Consider the following 17,711-nt stretch of genomic DNA (forward strand, 5'->3'; position numbering starts at 1 on the left):
GACGTGCGTTTGTACGTCTTTTCTTTTTGGTTACGTTTAAAAGGAGTGTAAATGAATGCAAAAAATGACTATTCAAGAAGCGGGATGTTTGCTGCAAGAAATTATGAGTGAAGAAGACGAGCGTTTTCAAATGTTAGTGAAAGATGAGAGAAAAGGTGTTCAAAAACTAATTTTGAAGTGGTATAAACAAAAAGAGTTAGCGCAAAAAGAAAGAGAGAAATTTCTAGAAATGTCAAAGTACGAAAATGAGTTACGTGAAAAAGGGCTCACGTACATTGCTGGTATTGATGAAGTGGGCCGTGGGCCGTTAGCAGGACCGGTTGTGACGGCGGCTGTCGTCCTTCCGGAAGATTTTTATATTCCAGGATTAAATGACTCGAAAAAATTAAGTGAAGCGAAACGTGAGCGTTTTTATGATGAAATTAAAGAGCATGCAATTGCGATTGGAGTTGGAATTATATCACCACAAGTTATTGATGAAATAAATATTTATCAAGCGACGAAGCAAGCGATGTTAGATGCCATTGCTAATTTATCATGTACACCAGAATATTTATTAATCGATGCGATGAAGCTTCCTACATCAATTCCGCAAACATCAATCATTAAAGGTGATGCGAAAAGTGTCTCTATTTCAGCTGCATCTATTATTGCGAAAGTGACGAGAGATCGCATGATGAAAGAGTTAGGAGGAAAGTATCCTGCATATGGATTTGAACAACATATGGGATATGGGACGAAACAGCATTTAGAAGCGATTGAAGTACATGGAGTATTAGAGGAACATCGAAAATCATTTGCGCCAATTAAAGATATGATTCAAAAATAAGCTGTATATTCACAGCTTATTTTTTATTTTGGTATATAAACATTATTATTTTCGAAAAAGAATAAAGCGATTTCAGTTTTCTGACACTTTATTGTAGACAGCGTGCCAATCATCTTATACAATGGCAATGTAATGTTTTTTAAACATTAAAAAACTTTTTGAGTAAAACAGGAAAACAGGGGAGGATGGGACTATGAATATCCATGAGTACCAAGGTAAGGCAGTCCTTAGAAGCTATGGGGTTAGCGTTCCAAACGGGAAGGTTGCATTTACAGTAGAAGAAGCTGTAGAAGCAGCGAAAGAATTAGGAACGGAAGTATGTGTAGTTAAAGCGCAAATTCACGCTGGTGGACGCGGCAAAGCTGGCGGTGTAAAAGTTGCGAAAAATTTAGAAGAAGTTCGTACATATGCAGAAAGCATTTTAGGAACTACACTTGTGACGCATCAAACAGGTCCTGAAGGTAAGGAAGTAAAACGCTTACTTATCGAAGAAGGTTGCGATATTAAAAAAGAATATTATGTAGGTCTTGTATTAGATCGTGCAACTTCTCAAGTTGTTTTAATGGCATCTGAAGAAGGTGGAACAGAAATTGAAGAAGTAGCAGAAAAAACGCCTGAAAAAATCTTTAAAGAATATATTGATCCAGCAGTAGGTTTACAAGGTTTCCAAGCGCGTAGAATCGCGTTTAACATCAATATTCCAAAAGAACTTGTAGGACAAGCTGTGAAGTTTATGATGGGCTTATACAGTGCGTTTATCGAAAAAGATTGCTCTATCGCTGAGATTAATCCACTTGTTACAACAGGTGACGGTAAAGTTATGGCGTTAGATGCAAAATTAAACTTTGATTCTAATGCGTTATATCGCAATAAAGACATTTTAGAACTTCGTGATCTTGAAGAAGAAGATTCAAAAGAAATTGAAGCTTCTAAATATGACTTAAACTACATTCCTTTAGATGGAAATATCGGTTGTATGGTTAATGGTGCAGGTTTAGCAATGGCTACAATGGATATCATTAAACATTACCATGGTGACCCGGCTAACTTCTTAGATGTTGGTGGCGGCGCAACAGCTGAAAAAGTTACAGAAGCATTCAAAATTATCCTTTCTGACAAAAATGTAAAAGGTATCTTCGTTAACATTTTTGGTGGCATTATGAAGTGTGATGTTATCGCAGAAGGTGTTATTGAAGCAACTAAGCAGGTAGGTCTTGAGTTGCCTTTAGTTGTACGTCTTGAAGGTACAAACGTAGAGTTAGGAAAGAAAATTTTAAATGAGTCTGGTTTAAATATTGTTGCAGCAGAATCTATGGCTGACGGTGCACAAAAAATTGTTTCACTAGTGGGCTAATAGAAAGCGGGGGAGAAAAATGAGCGTATTAGTTAATAAAGATACAAAAGTTATTGTTCAAGGTATTACAGGTTCTCAAGGGTTATTTCATACAAAGCAAATGATTGAATACGGTACGAAAATTGTAGGTGGTGTAACACCAGGTAAAGGTGGCACTGATATTGAAGGCGTACCAGTATTTGATACAGTAGAAGATGCTGTGAAAGCAACAGGCGCAAACGCTTCAGTTGTATACGTTCCACCCGCTTTTGCGGCTGATGCAATTATGGAAGCTGTTGATGCAAAGATTGATTTAGTAGTATGTATTACTGAAGGAATCCCTGTATTAGATATGGTAAATGTTAAGAGATATATGGCGGGTAAACATACACGTTTACTTGGACCAAACTGCCCTGGTGTTATTACACCTGACGAATGTAAAATTGGTATTATGCCAGGATATATTCACAAAAAAGGTCATGTTGGTATCGTATCTCGCTCTGGTACATTAACGTATGAAGCTGTACATCAGTTAACACAAGAAGGTATCGGCCAATCTACTGCTGTAGGTATCGGCGGAGACCCTGTTAACGGTACGGACTTTATTGATGCGTTAAAAGCATTTAATGAAGATGAAGAAACGCATGCTGTAATTATGATTGGTGAAATCGGCGGTACGGCAGAAGAAGAGGCAGCTGAGTGGGTACAAGCTAATATGACAAAACCAGTTGTAGGCTTCATTGGCGGTCAAACTGCGCCTGAAGGCAAACGTATGGGTCATGCTGGGGCAATCATTTCTGGCGGCAAAGGAACTGCTGCTGAAAAGATTAAAACAATGGAAGCTTGTGGTATTAAAGTAGCGGAAACACCAGCTGTTATGGGTGAAACATTAATCTCTGTTTTAAAAGAAAAGGGATTATTTGAGACTTGTAAAAACTACTAATCTTTTTGAAAGACACCTTCTTATTAGAGGGTGTCTTTTTACACATTTTTTGTTTACATAATAAAAATTATGGGTAAGGAGAATCAAGATGAAAAGAGAACGTTTATTGCACCTTCATTACATGTTGGCGGATCATTGGAAGGCGATGGAGAGACTACTATATGTTGATCCAGAACTGAAGGGAATATACACTTTTAGTCCGAAACAATTTGAATATTACGCTGGAATATCCCCGAAAAAATCTTCAGAACTAGTAAATTTCCTTCAGACTTCAAATCTAAAGCAATATGTATCCTATTTAGAAAAAAATCGAATATTTTATATAACCATATGGGATGAGGATTATCCGCAACTATTGCAGGAAATACAAGATCCCCCTTTTGTTTTATACGGAAAAGGAGAGAGAGATTTTCTTGGCAAGATAAATAAATTAGCAATTGTTGGAACGAGAGAACCGTCTTTATATGGAAAGGAGAGTATGAAGTTTATTTTACAACCTTTACTTGAAAAAGAATGGCTTATTGTTGGTGGGTTTGCAAGAGGGATAGATACAATTGCTCATGAAGTTGCAGTAAGGCAGCATTGCCCGACTATTGCAATATTAGGACACGGATTATCTTATATGTATCCAAAGGAGAATAGAGGTTTATATGACACGTGGAAAGATTATATATTGTTATTGACAGAGTATCCACCGCATTATGTGCCGAAAAAATGGTATTTCCCAAAAAGAAATCGAATTATTAGCGGTATAAGTAAAGGTATTTTAGTTGTAGAAGCAAAAAGGAGAAGTGGATCCCTTATTACTGCAGACCTTGCGTTAGAACAAAATAGAGAGGTGTTTGCACTTCCAGGTCCTATATTTATAGAGAGTGCAGCGGGAACGAATCATCTAATTCAACAAGGTGCAAAGCTAGTAAGAAATGCGGAGGATATCCTTGAAGAAATTTTAAATTAACCATATATTTTTATGTTTTTATTAAACAATTATTGACAAATGGTAGATTGTCGCTGTATGGTATATTCATTCTTGATTGACAAAAACAAGAGAAATCAATAAGATTGATGAAGACTTGAATCCACCTCTTAAGGAGGCACTAGCATGTCAGATTACCTCGTAATCGTGGAGTCGCCTTCTAAGGCGAAGACCATTGAAAAATATTTAGGGAAAAAATACAAAGTCGTCGCGTCCATGGGACATGTCCGCGATTTACCTAAAAGCCAAATGGGGATAGAAGTAAAGAATAACTTCACCCCGAAGTATATTACCATTCGTGGTAAGGGTCCCGTTTTAAAAGATTTAAAATCAGCGGCAAAAAAAGCAAAGAAAGTCTATCTCGCGGCCGATCCGGATCGTGAAGGAGAAGCAATTGCTTGGCATTTAGCAAATACGTTAAATGTGGACGTTGAATCAGATTGCCGAGTTGTATTTAATGAGATTACAAAAGATGCAATAAAAGAATCATTTAAATATCCTCGTGCAATTAATATGGATTTAGTAGATGCACAACAGGCAAGGCGTATACTCGATCGTCTTGTTGGCTACAATATTAGTCCTTTATTATGGAAGAAAGTAAAAAAAGGATTAAGTGCAGGACGCGTACAATCTGTAGCAGTTCGTTTAATCATCGAACGTGAAAAAGAAATTCAAAGTTTTGAACCTGAAGAATTCTGGACAATTAAAACAGAATTTGTGAAAGGGAAAGACACATTTGAAGCAAGCTTTTACGGTGTAGATGGTGAAAAAGTTCAATTAACGAACGAAGCACAAGTGAACGAAATAATCGAAAAGATGAAAGACAATGCGTTTTCGGTTGAAAATGTAACGCGAAAAGAGCGGAAGCGTAACCCTGCATTACCGTTTACAACATCTTCCTTGCAACAAGAGGCAGCGCGTAAGTTAAATATGCGAGCAAAGAAAACAATGATGCTTGCACAGCAGCTGTATGAAGGGATGGATCTTGGAAAACAAGGGACTGTAGGTCTTATTACGTATATGAGAACTGATTCAACACGTATCTCAGAAACAGCGCAAACAGAGGCTCGTGATTACATTACTGAGGCGTTTGGTGCGGAATACATAGGAACAGAGAAGAAGAAAGAAACGAAAAAGTCGAAAGCACAAGATGCGCATGAGGCGATTCGTCCTACTTCGGTAATGAGAAAGCCAGAGGAACTAAAAAGTTTCTTAAGTCGTGATCAACTCCGTTTGTATAAACTGATTTGGGAGCGATTTGTTGCAAGTCAAATGGCATCTGCTATAATGGATACTGTTACAGCGAAACTCATTAATAACAATGTTCAGTTCCGTGCAAGTGGATCAGTTGTAAAGTTCCCAGGATTTATGAAAGTGTATGTAGAGTCGAAAGATGATGTTGCGGAAGAAAAGGATAAGATGTTGCCACCGTTAGAAGTAGGTGAAACGGTATTTTCAAAAGATATAGAACCGAAGCAACATTACACACAGCCTCCGCCGCGTTATACAGAGGCTCGTCTAGTAAGAACACTTGAAGAGCTTGGAATTGGGAGACCGTCTACTTATGTACCGACACTTGAAACAATCCAAAAACGAGGATACGTTGCTTTAGATAATAAACGCTTCGTTCCGACTGAGCTTGGTGGAATAGTAATCGAACTTATTTTAGAGTTTTTCCCAGAAATTATTAACATTGAATTTACTGCCAATATGGAGCAAAGCCTTGATGAAGTAGAAGAAGGAAATGCAAATTGGGTGAAAATTGTTGATGATTTCTACGTAGGATTTGAACCGCGCTTAGAAAAAGCGGAAAAAGAAATGCGTGAAGTGGAAATTAAAGATGAACCAGCTGGGGAAGACTGTGAATTATGTAGTCACCCGATGGTCTTTAAAATGGGTAAATATGGGAAGTTTATGGCTTGTTCGAATTTCCCGGAATGTCGTAATACAAAACCGATTGTAAAAGAAATCGGTGTTACTTGTCCGAAGTGTGATAAAGGGCAAATTATTGAACGCCGTAGTAATAAAAAGAAACGTCTTTTCTACGGATGCGGTACGTATCCAGAATGTGACTTTGTATCTTGGGATAAGCCGATTGGTCGTAAATGTCCGAAGTGTGAAAGTATGCTCGTAGAGAAAAAGTTGAAAAAAGGCGTGCAAGTACAATGTATTTCGTGTGATTATGAAGAAGAACAACAAATGTGAGCGTAACTGCTCACATTTTTTTCGGGAAGAAAAGGAAAGGTGATATATATGACAACACAAGTAGTAAACGTCATTGGCGCAGGTCTTGCAGGAAGCGAAGCAGCTTACCAAATTGCAAAGCGTGGTGTCCAAGTAAAATTATATGAAATGAGACCAGTAAGGCAAACACCAGCTCATCATACAGATAAATTTGCTGAATTAGTATGTAGTAACTCACTTCGTGCAAACACATTAACAAATGCTGTTGGTGTTATTAAAGAAGAAATGCGTCTAATGGATTCTGTCATTATTCGTGCAGCTGATGAGTGCTCTGTACCAGCAGGAGGTGCTTTAGCTGTAGACCGTCATGAATTCGCGGCGAAAGTGACTGAATATGTGAAAAATCATCCGAACGTAACTGTAATGAATGAGGAAATCACTGAAATTCCAGAGGGACCAACTGTTATTGCGACAGGTCCACTTACGTCTCCGGATCTTTCTGCACAATTAAAAAAACTAACAGGTGAAGATTATTTTTATTTCTATGATGCTGCAGCGCCAATCGTTGAGAAAGACAGCATTGACATGAATAAAGTATATTTAAAATCTCGTTATGATAAAGGTGAAGCGGCATATTTAAACTGTCCAATGACAGAAGAAGAGTTTGATCGTTTTTATGAGGCTTTAATTGCTGCTGAGACAGTGCCTTTAAAAGAATTTGAAAAAGAAATTTTCTTTGAAGGTTGTATGCCAGTAGAAGTTATGGCAAGTAGAGGAAGACAGACGTTAGTATTTGGACCGATGAAGCCTGTTGGGTTAGAAGATCCGAAAACAGGGAAAACACCGTATGCGGTTGTTCAGTTACGTCAAGATGATGCAGCAGGAACATTATACAATATTGTAGGCTTCCAAACACATTTAAAGTGGGGGCCACAAAAAGAAGTGTTACAGCTAATTCCAGGACTAGAAAACGCAGAGATTGTACGTTATGGTGTAATGCATCGTAATACGTTTATTAATTCGCCTAATTTACTTCGTCCAACATATCAATATAAACAACGTGATGATTTATTCTTCGCTGGTCAAATGACTGGGGTAGAGGGTTATGTTGAATCAGCAGCATCAGGATTATTAGCGGGTATTAACGCTGCTCGACTTGTACAAGGTGAAGAGCCAGTTGTATTACCACCTGTAACTGCAATGGGAAGTATGGCAAATTATATTACTGCGACAAATGCGAAAAACTTCCAGCCAATGAATGCAAACTTCGGTTTATTTACACCGTTAGAGAAGAAAATTAAAAAGAAACAAGAGCGAAATGAAGCATATGCTACACGCGCTTTGGAAACAATTCAAAATTTTGTAAATATTTAATTAAATTTCTTGCAAAGGCTACTAAGTTGTGATACGATTTAGTAGCCTTTATTGAGGTGAGTTATATGGATGTGAATGTGAAGAAATTGTTACAATTATTCGTTGGATATTTACAAATTGAAAGAAATTATTCAAAATATACAATTGCAAGTTATCAAAATGATTTAGAACATTTTGTGCAATTTATGGAGCGAGAAGGCATATCCTCTTTTTTAGATGTTACATACGCGGATGTTCGTTTATACTTGACGACGTTGCACGATCAGAAGTTAGCCCGTAAATCTGTCGCAAGGAAAGTATCAAGCTTACGAAGTTTATATCGTTTTTTGATGCGTGAAGGTTATCAAAAAGATAATCCGTTTGCACTTGCGTCACTTCCCAAGAAAGAATTGTCAATCCCAAAGTTTTTATATGCTGAAGAGTTAGAGGAATTGTTTGAAGTTTCTGATACAGGGGCGCCATTAGGCCAAAGGAATCAAGCTTTATTAGAGTTGATGTATGCAACTGGGATTCGTGTAAGCGAATGCGTTAATTTGCAACTTACCGACATTGACTTTGCAGTGGGAACAATTTTAGTGATGGGAAAAGGGAAAAAACAAAGATATATTCCGTTCGGAAGCTATGCACAAGATGCTTTAATTACTTATATAGAGAACGGGAGAAAACAGTTAGCTCAAAAGACTGAAGAACAATCTCATATGGTATTTTTAAATGCGAAAGGTAAGCCGTTAACAGATCAGGGTGTACGTTATGTTTTGAACGAACTCATTAAGAAAGCTTCACTTACAATGCGGATAAGTCCCCATATGTTAAGGCATACATTTGCTACACATATGTTGGATGAAGGAGCGGATTTACGTACTGTGCAGGAGCTATTAGGTCATGAGAATTTGTCAACGACACAAATTTATACGCATGTCTCTAAAGAAAGATTGCGTTCTGTGTACATGAAGCATCACCCGCGGGCATAGATTGCTTTTAAGGCTATAAAAACATATAAAGGAGTTTTTTCTATGGGAAATTTCCACGCTACAACGATATTTGCAGTTCATCATAATGGAGAATGTGCAATGGCTGGAGATGGTCAGGTAACGATGGGGAATGCTGTTGTAATGAAACATACAGCTCGCAAAGTCCGCAAACTTTTCCAAGGGAAAGTTTTAGCTGGTTTTGCAGGATCAGTTGCTGATGCATTTACTCTTTTTGAAATGTTTGAAGGGAAATTAGAAGAGTATAATGGCAACTTGCAGCGCGCTGCAGTTGAGATGGCGAAACAATGGCGTGGTGATAAAATGCTACGTCAGCTAGAAGCAATGCTCATTGTCATGGATAAAACAACGATGCTCCTTGTTTCAGGTACAGGAGAAGTGATTGAACCAGATGATGGTATTTTAGCAATTGGTTCAGGCGGACATTATGCACTTGCTGCTGGTCGTGCTTTAAAGCAACATGCAAGTGAACATTTAACAGCGAAACAAATTGCGAAGGCCAGTTTAGAAATTGCAGGCGATATTTGTGTTTATACGAACCACAACATAATTGTTGAAGAATTGTAGAATCGTAAGGGAGGCATTTTATATGCATTTACATTTTACTCCGCGTCAAATTGTGGAAAAATTAGATCAATACATCATCGGTCAAAAAGATGCAAAGAAAGCGGTTGCTGTAGCTCTACGAAATCGATACCGTCGCAGTAAATTAGTTGAAAATTTACGTGATGAAATTGCACCTAAAAACATTTTAATGATTGGACCGACAGGTGTTGGTAAAACAGAGGTAGCACGGCGAATGGCGAAACTCGTTGGAGCACCTTTTATTAAGGTTGAAGCGACGAAATTTACAGAAGTTGGATATGTGGGTCGAGATGTAGAGTCGATGGTCCGCGATCTTGTCGAAACGTCTGTTCGCATTGTGAAAGAGGAAATGGTAGTTAAAGTTCAAGATAAAGCAGAAGAGCAAGCGAATCAACGTCTTGTTGAAATTTTAGTGCCGAGTCCGGAGAAACAATCTGGATTTAAAAATCCATTAGAAATGCTTTTTGGTGGTAATCAAAATTCAAACCAAACATCTGATGCACAGGAAGATGATGAAATCGAAAAGAAACGTCAAGATGTGGAAAGAAAGCTTGCGGCAGGCCTTCTTGAAGATGAAGTGATATCGATCGAAGTGACGGAACAACAGTCTTCTATGTTTGATATGTTGCAAGGAACTGGCATGGAGCAAATGGGAATGAATTTCCAAGATGCACTAGGAAGTATCATGCCGAAAAAAACGAAAAAACGTAAACTTTCTGTAAAAGAAGCAAGAAAACTCTTGACAAATGAAGAGGCACAGCGCTTAATTGATATGGATGAAGTTACACAAGAGGCTGTTTATCGTGCTGAACAGCTCGGGATTATTTTTATCGATGAAATTGACAAAATTGCTGGTAAGCAGTCGAATAGCGTAGATGTATCGCGTGAAGGTGTGCAACGTGACATTTTACCGATTGTAGAAGGATCGAATGTAGCAACAAAATACGGGTCAGTAAAAACGGATTATATTTTATTTGTTGCAGCTGGAGCGTTCCATATGTCTAAACCGTCGGATTTAATTCCGGAATTGCAAGGGAGATTTCCGATTCGAGTAGAATTAACAAAATTATCGGCGGATGATTTTGTTAAAATATTAATCGAGCCTGACAATGCGCTAATTAAACAGTACATGGCGTTATTAGCGACCGAAGGTATAGAAATTGAATTTTCAGACGAAGCTATTCGTAAGATTGCTGAGATTGCTTATCAAGTTAATCAGGATACAGATAATATTGGAGCGAGAAGACTTCATACTGTTATGGAGAAGCTCCTTGAAGATTTATCGTTTGAGGCATCTGAAATTACGTTAGAGAAAATAACGATAACACCTCAATATGTTGAGGAAAAATTAGCGACAATAGCTAAAAATAAAGATGTGAGCCAGTTTATTTTGTAATAGTGTCATCAGGTGACTCGCCCTAGTTTCCAAGTGATGAAAAAATATGTAAGTAACATGTAGGAGGAAATTTTGAAATGGAATTATTAGCAAAAACGAGAAAATTAAATGCGTTATTACAGAGCGCAGCAGGAAAGCCTGTAAACTTTAGAGAGATGTCTGACACAATGTGTGAAGTAATTGAAGCGAACGTGTTCGTTGTAAGTCGTCGCGGTAAATTATTAGGATATGCGATTCACCAACAAATCGAGAACGAACGTATGAAGCACATGCTTGCAGAGCGTCAATTCCCAGAAGAGTATACGCAAAGCTTATTCAATGTTACAGAAACATCTTCAAATTTAGGTGTGGATAGTGACTACACAGCATTCCCAGTAGAAAATAGAGAATTATTCGGTCAAGGTTTAACTACAATCGTACCAATCGTTGGTGGCGGTGAGCGTCTAGGTACACTAGTATTAGCTCGTCTTGGTCAAGAGTTCTTAGACGATGATTTAATTCTTGCTGAATACAGCTCAACTGTTGTAGGTATGGAAATCTTACGTGAAAAAGCAGAAGAAATCGAAGAAGAAGCACGTAGTAAAGCTGTTGTTCAAATGGCGATTAGCTCATTATCTTACAGTGAGTTAGAAGCAATCGAGCATATCTTCGAAGAATTAAACGGAACAGAAGGTTTACTTGTTGCAAGTAAAATTGCTGATCGTGTAGGGATTACTCGTTCTGTAATCGTAAATGCACTACGTAAATTAGAAAGTGCTGGTGTTATTGAGTCTCGCTCTTTAGGTATGAAAGGAACATACATTAAAGTGCTAAACGACAAGTTTCTACAGGAACTTGCTAAATTGAAAACAAACTAATTTATAAAAAAACTCTCCTCGGTTGAGGAGAGTTTTTTGTTTTTTTAAGAGGATGATTTTGCTTACGTAAGGCGTCATGACAACGTTCATTAGAAAACTATTAATTAACCTTCAATTCCTTGCTTAAAGGAATTGAAGGTTGGTAATACTAGAATTTGAGCGTGAAAAAAAGAAAGTTTTACATTGTTCGCATTTTCGACTTGATTGTAATATTTCAGTATGATATAGTAAGCAGTGGTGTCAGTACAAAGTACACACGTTTACTGATTTAAGTGTTGGTGCTACGTTCGTAGTTTCGCTTAGAGGTGAAGTAAACGGAGGATATCAAAAACCATTTAGGAGGAACTAAATTATGTCAGTAATTTCTATGAAACAATTGCTTGAAGCTGGTGTTCATTTCGGACATCAAACTCGTCGTTGGAACCCAAAAATGAAGCGTTACATCTTCACAGAGCGTAACGGTATCTACATCATCGACTTACAAAAAACTGTGAAAAAAGTTGAGGAAGCTTACAGAACGATGCGTGACATCGCTGCTGAAGGTGGAGACATTTTATTCGTAGGTACTAAAAAACAAGCACAAGAAGCTATTAAAGAAGAAGCAACTCGTGCTGGTATGTATTTCGTTAACCAACGTTGGTTAGGTGGAACTTTAACAAACTTCCAAACAATCCAAAAGCGTATCAAGCGTCTTAAAGATATCGAAAGAATGCAAGAAGATGGTACTTTCGAAGTACTTCCTAAGAAAGAAGTTGTTCAACTTAAAAAAGAGTTAGAGCGTCTTGAGAAATTCTTAGGCGGTATTAAAGATATGAAAGGTCTTCCAAGTGCATTATTCATAGTAGACCCTCGTAAAGAGCGTATTGCAGTTGCTGAAGCACGCAAATTACACATTCCAATCATCGGTATCGTTGATACAAACTGTGATCCGGACGAAATCGATCACGTTATTCCAGCAAACGATGATGCAATTCGTGCTGTAAAACTTCTTACATCTAAAATGGCAGACGCGATCCTTGAAACAAAACAAGGTGAAGAAACTGTTACTGCGTAACAAATTTGGAAAGGTGATAAGGGGTTCGGCCTTTTATCACCTTTTTTAAGGTATAAACACCTTTACAAAAGGTATAAATACATATTTTAGGAGGATGAAAAATATGGCAATCACTGCACAAATGGTAAAAGAACTTCGCGAAAAAACTGGCGCAGGTATGATGGACTGCAAAAAAGCTTTAACTGAAACTAATGGCGACATGGAGAAAGCAATTGACTTCTTACGTGAAAAAGGTATTGCGAAAGCTGCTAAAAAAGCAGACCGCATCGCTGCTGAAGGTTTAACTTTCATCGAAACAAACGGTAACGAAGGTTTAATCTTAGAATTAAACTCTGAGACTGATTTCGTTGCGAAAAACGAAGGTTTCCAAGCGTTAATTAAAGAATTAGCTGCTCACTTATTAGCTAACAAACCTGCTAACGTTGAAGAAGCTATGGCTCAAACAATCGAAGGCGGCAAAACAGTAGAAGAGCACATCAACGAAGCAATCGCTAAAATTGGTGAAAAACTTACACTTCGTCGTTTCGAAATCGTATCAAAAACTGATGCTGATGCATTCGGCGCTTACCTACACATGGGTGGACGTATTGGTGTATTAACAGTTCTTGAAGGTTCTACTGATGAAGCAGCTGCTAAAGATGTAGCAATGCACATCGCAGCAGTTAACCCTAAATACATCGACCGCGATGCTGTAACAGCTGAAGAAGTTGAGCATGAGCGTCAAGTATTAACACAACAAGCTTTAAACGAAGGCAAGCCTGAAAAAATCGTTGCGAAAATGGTAGAAGGCCGTCTTGGCAAATTCTTTGAAGAGATTTGCTTACTTGACCAAACATTCGTTAAGAACCCTGATATGAAAGTTCGTCAATTCGTTGAGTCTAAAGGCGGAACATTAAAAGGATTCGTTCGCTACGCTGTTGGTGAAGGTATCGAAAAACGCGAAGACAACTTTGCTGAAGAAGTAATGAACCAAGTAAAAGGTAACAACTAATACAGATTAGGGAACACATTGTGTTCCCTTTTTTAAAATAAAGATGTAAGCAATTGGAGGTTCATTATGAGTAAACCGAAATATGATCGTGTCGTTTTAAAGCTAAGCGGAGAAGCTTTAGCTGGCGAGCAAGGATTTGGAATTAACCCAGCTGTTATTAAGTCAGTTGCGGAACAAGTGAAAGAAATTGCAGAACTTGATGTAGAGGTTGCTGTTGTTGTTGGTGGCGGTAACATTTGGCGTGGGAAAATTGGAAGCGAAATGGGCATGGATCGTGCAGGAGCAGATTACATGGGCATGTTGGCAACAGTTATGAATTCATTAGCTCTTCAAGATAGCTTAGAGAATATTGGAATTCAAACTCGCGTACAAACTTCAATTGAGATGCGTCAAGTGGCAGAGCCTTACATTCGTCGTAAAGCAATTCGTCACTTAGAGAAAAAACGTGTTGTTATCTTTGCTGCAGGTACTGGTAACCCATACTTCTCTACAGATACAACAGCAGCATTACGTGCAGCTGAAATCGAAGCGGACGTTATTTTAATGGCGAAAAATAATGTGGATGGCGTATATAGTGCAGATCCATCTATTGACCCAACAGCTACGAAATACGAAACACTTACTTACTTAGATGTATTAAAAGCAGGTTTAGGTGTAATGGATTCTACAGCTTCTTCTTTATGTATGGATAATGATATTCCATTAATTGTATTCTCGGTTATGGAAAAAGGTAACATTAAACGTGCCGTTTTAGGCGAAAATATTGGAACAGTTGTAAGGGGGAAATAAATTATGGGACAACAAGTATTGAAGTCTTCAAATGAAAAAATGGAAAAAGCAGTTGCTGCTTATTCTCGTGAATTAGCAACAGTTCGCGCTGGTCGTGCAAGCTCGTCTGTATTAGATAAGGTACAAGTTGATTACTATGGTGCACCAACACCAGTTGTGCAATTAGCGAACATTACAGTTCCAGAAGCACGTTTGCTTGTAATTCAACCTTATGATAAAACTTCTATCGGTGATATTGAAAAAGCAATTTTAAAAGCAGATTTAGGCTTAAACCCTTCTAATGATGGAACTGTAATTCGTATTGCATTCCCTGCATTAACAGAAGAGCGTCGTCGTGATCTTGTAAAAGTTGTGAAAAAATATGCTGAGGAAGCAAAAGTTGCTGTTCGTAACGTACGTCGTGACAGTAATGATGACCTTAAGAAGCTTGAAAAAGCTGGCGACATTACAGAAGATGATTTAAGAGGATATACTGAAGATATCCAAAAAGAAACAGATAAATATATTGCAAAAGTTGACGAAATCGCAAAAAATAAAGAAAAAGAAATTATGGAAGTGTAATAGCGATAATTTCGCAAATATGACCCTCTTCTTAAGGGGGTCTTTTTACACTTTTAGGCATACGTCTGCTTGTTGGAGGGTATGAATGATGTTTAAAAAGTTTCCTTTTTTTAAAAGTAAAAAGGTCACATCGTTTGATCATCTCATTGAAAAAGTGAAAAAAGGATATATCCCAGAACATATTGCTATTATTATGGATGGTAATGGAAGATGGGCAAAGAGAAGAGCCATGCCTCGCATTGCTGGTCATCATGAAGGTATGCAAGTTGTGAAGAAAATCACAAAATTTGCAAGTAAGCTTGATGTGAAAGTATTAACTCTTTATGCTTTTTCGACTGAGAACTGGAAAAGACCGAAAAAAGAAGTTGATTATTTGATGAAGCTTCCAGAAGAATTTTTAGGTGCATTTTTACCAGAGTTGATTGAAGAAAATGTACAAGTCCGAGTAATAGGGCAAAAAGATCGTCTTCCTACGCATACGCGCAGAGCGATGGAAAAAGCCATGGAAGATACGAAAGAGAATACGGGATTAATTCTTAATTTCGCGTTAAACTATGGGAGTCGAGATGAAATCGTTTCTGCTGTGCAACATATGATGAAAGATAGTGAGGAAGGAAAAATTCGTTCGGAAGAAATAAGTGAAAAAATGATTTCTTCTTACTTAATGACGAGTTCTTTACCTGATCCAGAGTTGTTAATCCGTACAAGCGGAGAGCTACGTATTAGTAATTTCATGTTATGGCAAATTGCTTATTCGGAATTTTGGTTTACAGATGTGTATTGGCCAGATTTTACTGAGGAACATTTGCTAAATGCGATTACAGACTTTCAACATAGAGGGCGCAGATTCGGAGGCGTGTAGAAAGAGAGGGTTTGGTAGTGAAACAGAGAATTATTACTGGAGTGATTGCTGCCGCGCTATTCATTCCCATCGTAATTTACGGTGGCGTGCCTTTTACAGTTTTAGTGTATGCACTTGCTTCTATAGGTTTATATGAATTAATTCGTATGAACAAGCTTACGCTTATTTCGGTACCAACAGTTTTAGCTGCAGTATTATTGTGGACTATTTTAATTCCGAGTAGTGCATCAGAACTGTTTACGTGGATTGGATTAGGTAAATTAGAAATCACATTTGTGATTGTTTTATTACTTTTATCATATACAGTCCTTTCTAAGAATACATTTACTTTTGACAATGCTTCATTTTTACTTATGGCAACGACATATGTTGGAATGGGATTCTTATATTTAAATGAAACGAGAATATTAGGAATCAAATATGTGTTCTGTGCACTATTTATCATATGGGCAACTGATTCAGGTGCCTATTTCATAGGAAAAGCATTTGGAAAAAGAAAATTGTGGCCAGAAATTAGTCCGAATAAAACGATTGAAGGTTCATTAGGCGGTATTGTTTGTGGAATTGTTGTTGCACTTGTTTATAACATGTTCTTCCCAGTTGAAGCGAATGTAGGAATTTTAATCGTTCTGACGATTATCATTTCTATTTTTGGACAAATTGGTGATTTAGTGCAATCTGCCTTTAAACGCCATTATGGTGTAAAGGATTCAGGTACAATCTTACCTGGACATGGTGGTATTTTAGATCGAACAGATAGTTGGTTATTTGTGTTACCAATTCTATACTTCTTATTACAATACAATTAATAAATGAACGAGGGGTTGGAGTCATGAAAAACATTAGTTTACTAGGTGCAAGCGGATCAATCGGTACACAAACATTAGATGTGTTACGCTCGCACCCAGACCAATTCCGTCTCGTTGCTTTTTCTGTAGGGAAAAATGTTGATTATGCAGTAAAGGTAATTCAAGAATTTTCTCCGCAAATTGTCTCTGTGCAAAGAGAGGAAGATGTTTTAAAATTACAAGCTGTTTCTGGTAATACAAAAGTAGTATATGGTAGCGAAGGCTTATTAGAAGTAGCGCTGCACCCAGATACAGAAATTGTAGTGAATGCTGTTGTAGGTAGCGTAGGGTTGTTACCGACACTCCGCGCAATTGAGGCGAAAAAAACAATTGGAATTGCAAATAAAGAAACGTTAGTAACTGCAGGGCATCTTGTAATGGAAGCAGCACGAAAACATAATGTATCGTTACTTCCAGTAGACAGTGAACATTCAGCTATTTTTCAATGCTTGAATGGTGAAAATGAAAAAAGAATCTCTCGCTTAATTATAACTGCTTCAGGCGGAAGTTTTCGTGATAAAACGAGAGATGAATTGCATCAAGTGACCGTAGAAGATGCACTTCGTCATCCAAACTGGTCAATGGGTTCGAAAATTACAATTGATTCTGCTACAATGATGAATAAGGGGCTAGAAGTAATTGAAGCACACTGGCTTTTTGGTATCCCTTATGAGCAAATCGATGTTGTTCTACATAAAGAAAGTATTATTCATTCTATGGTTGAATTTGAAGATCGTAGTGTAATGGCACAGCTTGGCTCACCTGATATGCGAGTACCGATTCAATACGCGCTTACATATCCTGATAGATTACCTCTTTCGGACACGAAACAGTTAAATTTATGGGAAATGGGAACATTGCATTTTGAGAAAATGAATCAAGAGCGTTTCCGTTGTCTACGTTTTGCGTATGAAGCTGGAAAGACAGGTGGAAGTATGCCGGCTGTAATGAACGCGGCAAATGAAGTAGCTGTTGAAGCTTTTTTACAAAAGAGAATTGGTTTCTTAACAGTGGAAGACCTCATTGAAAAAGCAATGCACCATCACACTGTCATTGCACGTCCGAGCTTAGAGGAAATTCAGGAAATTGACGCAGCCACAAGACGGTTTGTGATGGAACAAATTTAGCAAAGGTGGTTAT

At 37.8% G+C, this 17,711-nt stretch carries 17 protein-coding genes; all 17 read left to right on the top strand.

Annotation, left to right across the window (positions count from 1 at the left end; genetic code table 11):
* Positions 1-55 precede the first annotated feature (55 nt).
* The 17 genes from ACFVQC_RS05425 (at position 56) to dxr (ending at position 17,698) form a co-directional block, all read left to right on the top strand.
* Positions 56-829: a ribonuclease HII gene (locus ACFVQC_RS05425; RefSeq protein ID WP_377897573.1), complete on the top strand. Its 774-nt coding sequence runs from the start codon at positions 56-58 to the stop codon at positions 827-829.
* 193 nt (positions 830-1,022) lie between these two features.
* On the top strand, positions 1,023-2,183 hold the full coding sequence (gene sucC, locus ACFVQC_RS05430; RefSeq protein WP_002014529.1) for an ADP-forming succinate--CoA ligase subunit beta: 1,161 nt from the start codon (positions 1,023-1,025) through the stop codon (positions 2,181-2,183).
* Between the two features lie 19 nt (positions 2,184-2,202).
* Complete coding sequence (gene sucD / locus ACFVQC_RS05435) at positions 2,203-3,105, top strand: succinate--CoA ligase subunit alpha (protein ID WP_000115186.1); 903 nt, start codon at positions 2,203-2,205, stop codon at positions 3,103-3,105.
* An 88-nt stretch (positions 3,106-3,193) separates the two neighbouring features.
* Positions 3,194-4,063, top strand: a complete 870-nt coding sequence (gene dprA, locus ACFVQC_RS05440; protein ID WP_377897575.1) for a DNA-processing protein DprA — start codon at positions 3,194-3,196, stop codon at positions 4,061-4,063.
* Between the two features lie 144 nt (positions 4,064-4,207).
* The gene (topA, locus tag ACFVQC_RS05445; protein WP_377897576.1) at positions 4,208-6,286 is read left to right on the top strand and encodes a type I DNA topoisomerase; all 2,079 of its coding nucleotides are present in this window, start codon (positions 4,208-4,210) and stop codon (positions 6,284-6,286) included.
* Between the two features lie 48 nt (positions 6,287-6,334).
* Positions 6,335-7,639 carry an FADH(2)-oxidizing methylenetetrahydrofolate--tRNA-(uracil(54)-C(5))-methyltransferase TrmFO gene (gene trmFO, locus ACFVQC_RS05450; protein WP_002066796.1) on the top strand — a complete coding sequence of 435 codons (1,305 nt, stop codon included), beginning with the start codon at positions 6,335-6,337 and terminating at the stop codon, positions 7,637-7,639.
* Between the two features lie 71 nt (positions 7,640-7,710).
* Positions 7,711-8,610: a tyrosine recombinase XerC gene (gene xerC / locus ACFVQC_RS05455; RefSeq protein WP_078175468.1), complete on the top strand. Its 900-nt coding sequence runs from the start codon at positions 7,711-7,713 to the stop codon at positions 8,608-8,610.
* A 42-nt stretch (positions 8,611-8,652) separates the two neighbouring features.
* Positions 8,653-9,195 carry an ATP-dependent protease proteolytic subunit HslV gene (gene hslV, locus ACFVQC_RS05460; protein ID WP_002014538.1) on the top strand — a complete coding sequence of 181 codons (543 nt, stop codon included), beginning with the start codon at positions 8,653-8,655 and terminating at the stop codon, positions 9,193-9,195.
* Between the two features lie 22 nt (positions 9,196-9,217).
* A complete protein-coding gene (gene hslU, locus ACFVQC_RS05465; protein WP_002146096.1) occupies positions 9,218-10,609 on the top strand; it encodes an ATP-dependent protease ATPase subunit HslU in 1,392 nt (463 codons plus the stop codon).
* 77 nt (positions 10,610-10,686) lie between these two features.
* Positions 10,687-11,466: a GTP-sensing pleiotropic transcriptional regulator CodY gene (gene codY, locus ACFVQC_RS05470; protein WP_002014541.1), complete on the top strand. Its 780-nt coding sequence runs from the start codon at positions 10,687-10,689 to the stop codon at positions 11,464-11,466.
* 352 nt (positions 11,467-11,818) lie between these two features.
* A complete protein-coding gene (gene rpsB, locus ACFVQC_RS05475) occupies positions 11,819-12,520 on the top strand; it encodes a 30S ribosomal protein S2 (RefSeq protein WP_002088178.1) in 702 nt (233 codons plus the stop codon).
* 103 nt (positions 12,521-12,623) lie between these two features.
* The gene (gene tsf / locus ACFVQC_RS05480) at positions 12,624-13,511 is read left to right on the top strand and encodes a translation elongation factor Ts (protein WP_002088177.1); all 888 of its coding nucleotides are present in this window, start codon (positions 12,624-12,626) and stop codon (positions 13,509-13,511) included.
* A gap of 66 nt (positions 13,512-13,577) precedes the next feature.
* On the top strand, positions 13,578-14,300 hold the full coding sequence (pyrH, locus tag ACFVQC_RS05485) for a UMP kinase (RefSeq protein ID WP_002146098.1): 723 nt from the start codon (positions 13,578-13,580) through the stop codon (positions 14,298-14,300).
* A gap of 3 nt (positions 14,301-14,303) precedes the next feature.
* Positions 14,304-14,861: a ribosome recycling factor gene (frr, locus tag ACFVQC_RS05490; RefSeq protein WP_000531506.1), complete on the top strand. Its 558-nt coding sequence runs from the start codon at positions 14,304-14,306 to the stop codon at positions 14,859-14,861.
* 85 nt (positions 14,862-14,946) lie between these two features.
* On the top strand, positions 14,947-15,723 hold the full coding sequence (locus ACFVQC_RS05495) for an undecaprenyl pyrophosphate synthase (RefSeq protein WP_377892082.1): 777 nt from the start codon (positions 14,947-14,949) through the stop codon (positions 15,721-15,723).
* Positions 15,724-15,740: 17 nt separating this feature from the next.
* On the top strand, positions 15,741-16,532 hold the full coding sequence (gene cdsA / locus ACFVQC_RS05500; RefSeq protein ID WP_377892084.1) for a phosphatidate cytidylyltransferase: 792 nt from the start codon (positions 15,741-15,743) through the stop codon (positions 16,530-16,532).
* A 23-nt stretch (positions 16,533-16,555) separates the two neighbouring features.
* The gene (gene dxr / locus ACFVQC_RS05505; RefSeq protein WP_002014547.1) at positions 16,556-17,698 is read left to right on the top strand and encodes a 1-deoxy-D-xylulose-5-phosphate reductoisomerase; all 1,143 of its coding nucleotides are present in this window, start codon (positions 16,556-16,558) and stop codon (positions 17,696-17,698) included.
* Positions 17,699-17,711: the final 13 nt, after the last annotated feature.

Origin of the sequence: Bacillus sp. NPDC057893 (assembly GCF_042796455.1) — a bacterium.
Classification (GTDB): Bacteria; Bacillota; Bacilli; order Bacillales; family Bacillaceae_G; genus Bacillus_A.

Bases quoted from the DNA above. Each gene is read 5' to 3' on its own strand.
- dprA (WP_377897575.1), top strand. From the start codon at position 3,194: ATGAAAAGAGAACGTTTATTGCACCTTCATTACATGTTGGCGGATCAT.
- frr (WP_000531506.1), top strand. From the start codon at position 14,304: ATGGGACAACAAGTATTGAAGTCTTCAAATGAAAAAATGGAAAAAGCA.
- dxr (WP_002014547.1), top strand. From the start codon at position 16,556: ATGAAAAACATTAGTTTACTAGGTGCAAGCGGATCAATCGGTACACAA.
- sucD (WP_000115186.1), top strand. From the start codon at position 2,203: ATGAGCGTATTAGTTAATAAAGATACAAAAGTTATTGTTCAAGGTATT.
- sucC (WP_002014529.1), top strand. From the start codon at position 1,023: ATGAATATCCATGAGTACCAAGGTAAGGCAGTCCTTAGAAGCTATGGG.
- rpsB (WP_002088178.1), top strand. From the start codon at position 11,819: ATGTCAGTAATTTCTATGAAACAATTGCTTGAAGCTGGTGTTCATTTC.
- pyrH (WP_002146098.1), top strand. From the start codon at position 13,578: ATGAGTAAACCGAAATATGATCGTGTCGTTTTAAAGCTAAGCGGAGAA.
- tsf (WP_002088177.1), top strand. From the start codon at position 12,624: ATGGCAATCACTGCACAAATGGTAAAAGAACTTCGCGAAAAAACTGGC.
- trmFO (WP_002066796.1), top strand. From the start codon at position 6,335: ATGACAACACAAGTAGTAAACGTCATTGGCGCAGGTCTTGCAGGAAGC.
- hslU (WP_002146096.1), top strand. From the start codon at position 9,218: ATGCATTTACATTTTACTCCGCGTCAAATTGTGGAAAAATTAGATCAA.
- hslV (WP_002014538.1), top strand. From the start codon at position 8,653: ATGGGAAATTTCCACGCTACAACGATATTTGCAGTTCATCATAATGGA.
- codY (WP_002014541.1), top strand. From the start codon at position 10,687: ATGGAATTATTAGCAAAAACGAGAAAATTAAATGCGTTATTACAGAGC.
- ACFVQC_RS05425 (WP_377897573.1), top strand. From the start codon at position 56: ATGCAAAAAATGACTATTCAAGAAGCGGGATGTTTGCTGCAAGAAATT.
- ACFVQC_RS05495 (WP_377892082.1), top strand. From the start codon at position 14,947: ATGATGTTTAAAAAGTTTCCTTTTTTTAAAAGTAAAAAGGTCACATCG.
- topA (WP_377897576.1), top strand. From the start codon at position 4,208: ATGTCAGATTACCTCGTAATCGTGGAGTCGCCTTCTAAGGCGAAGACC.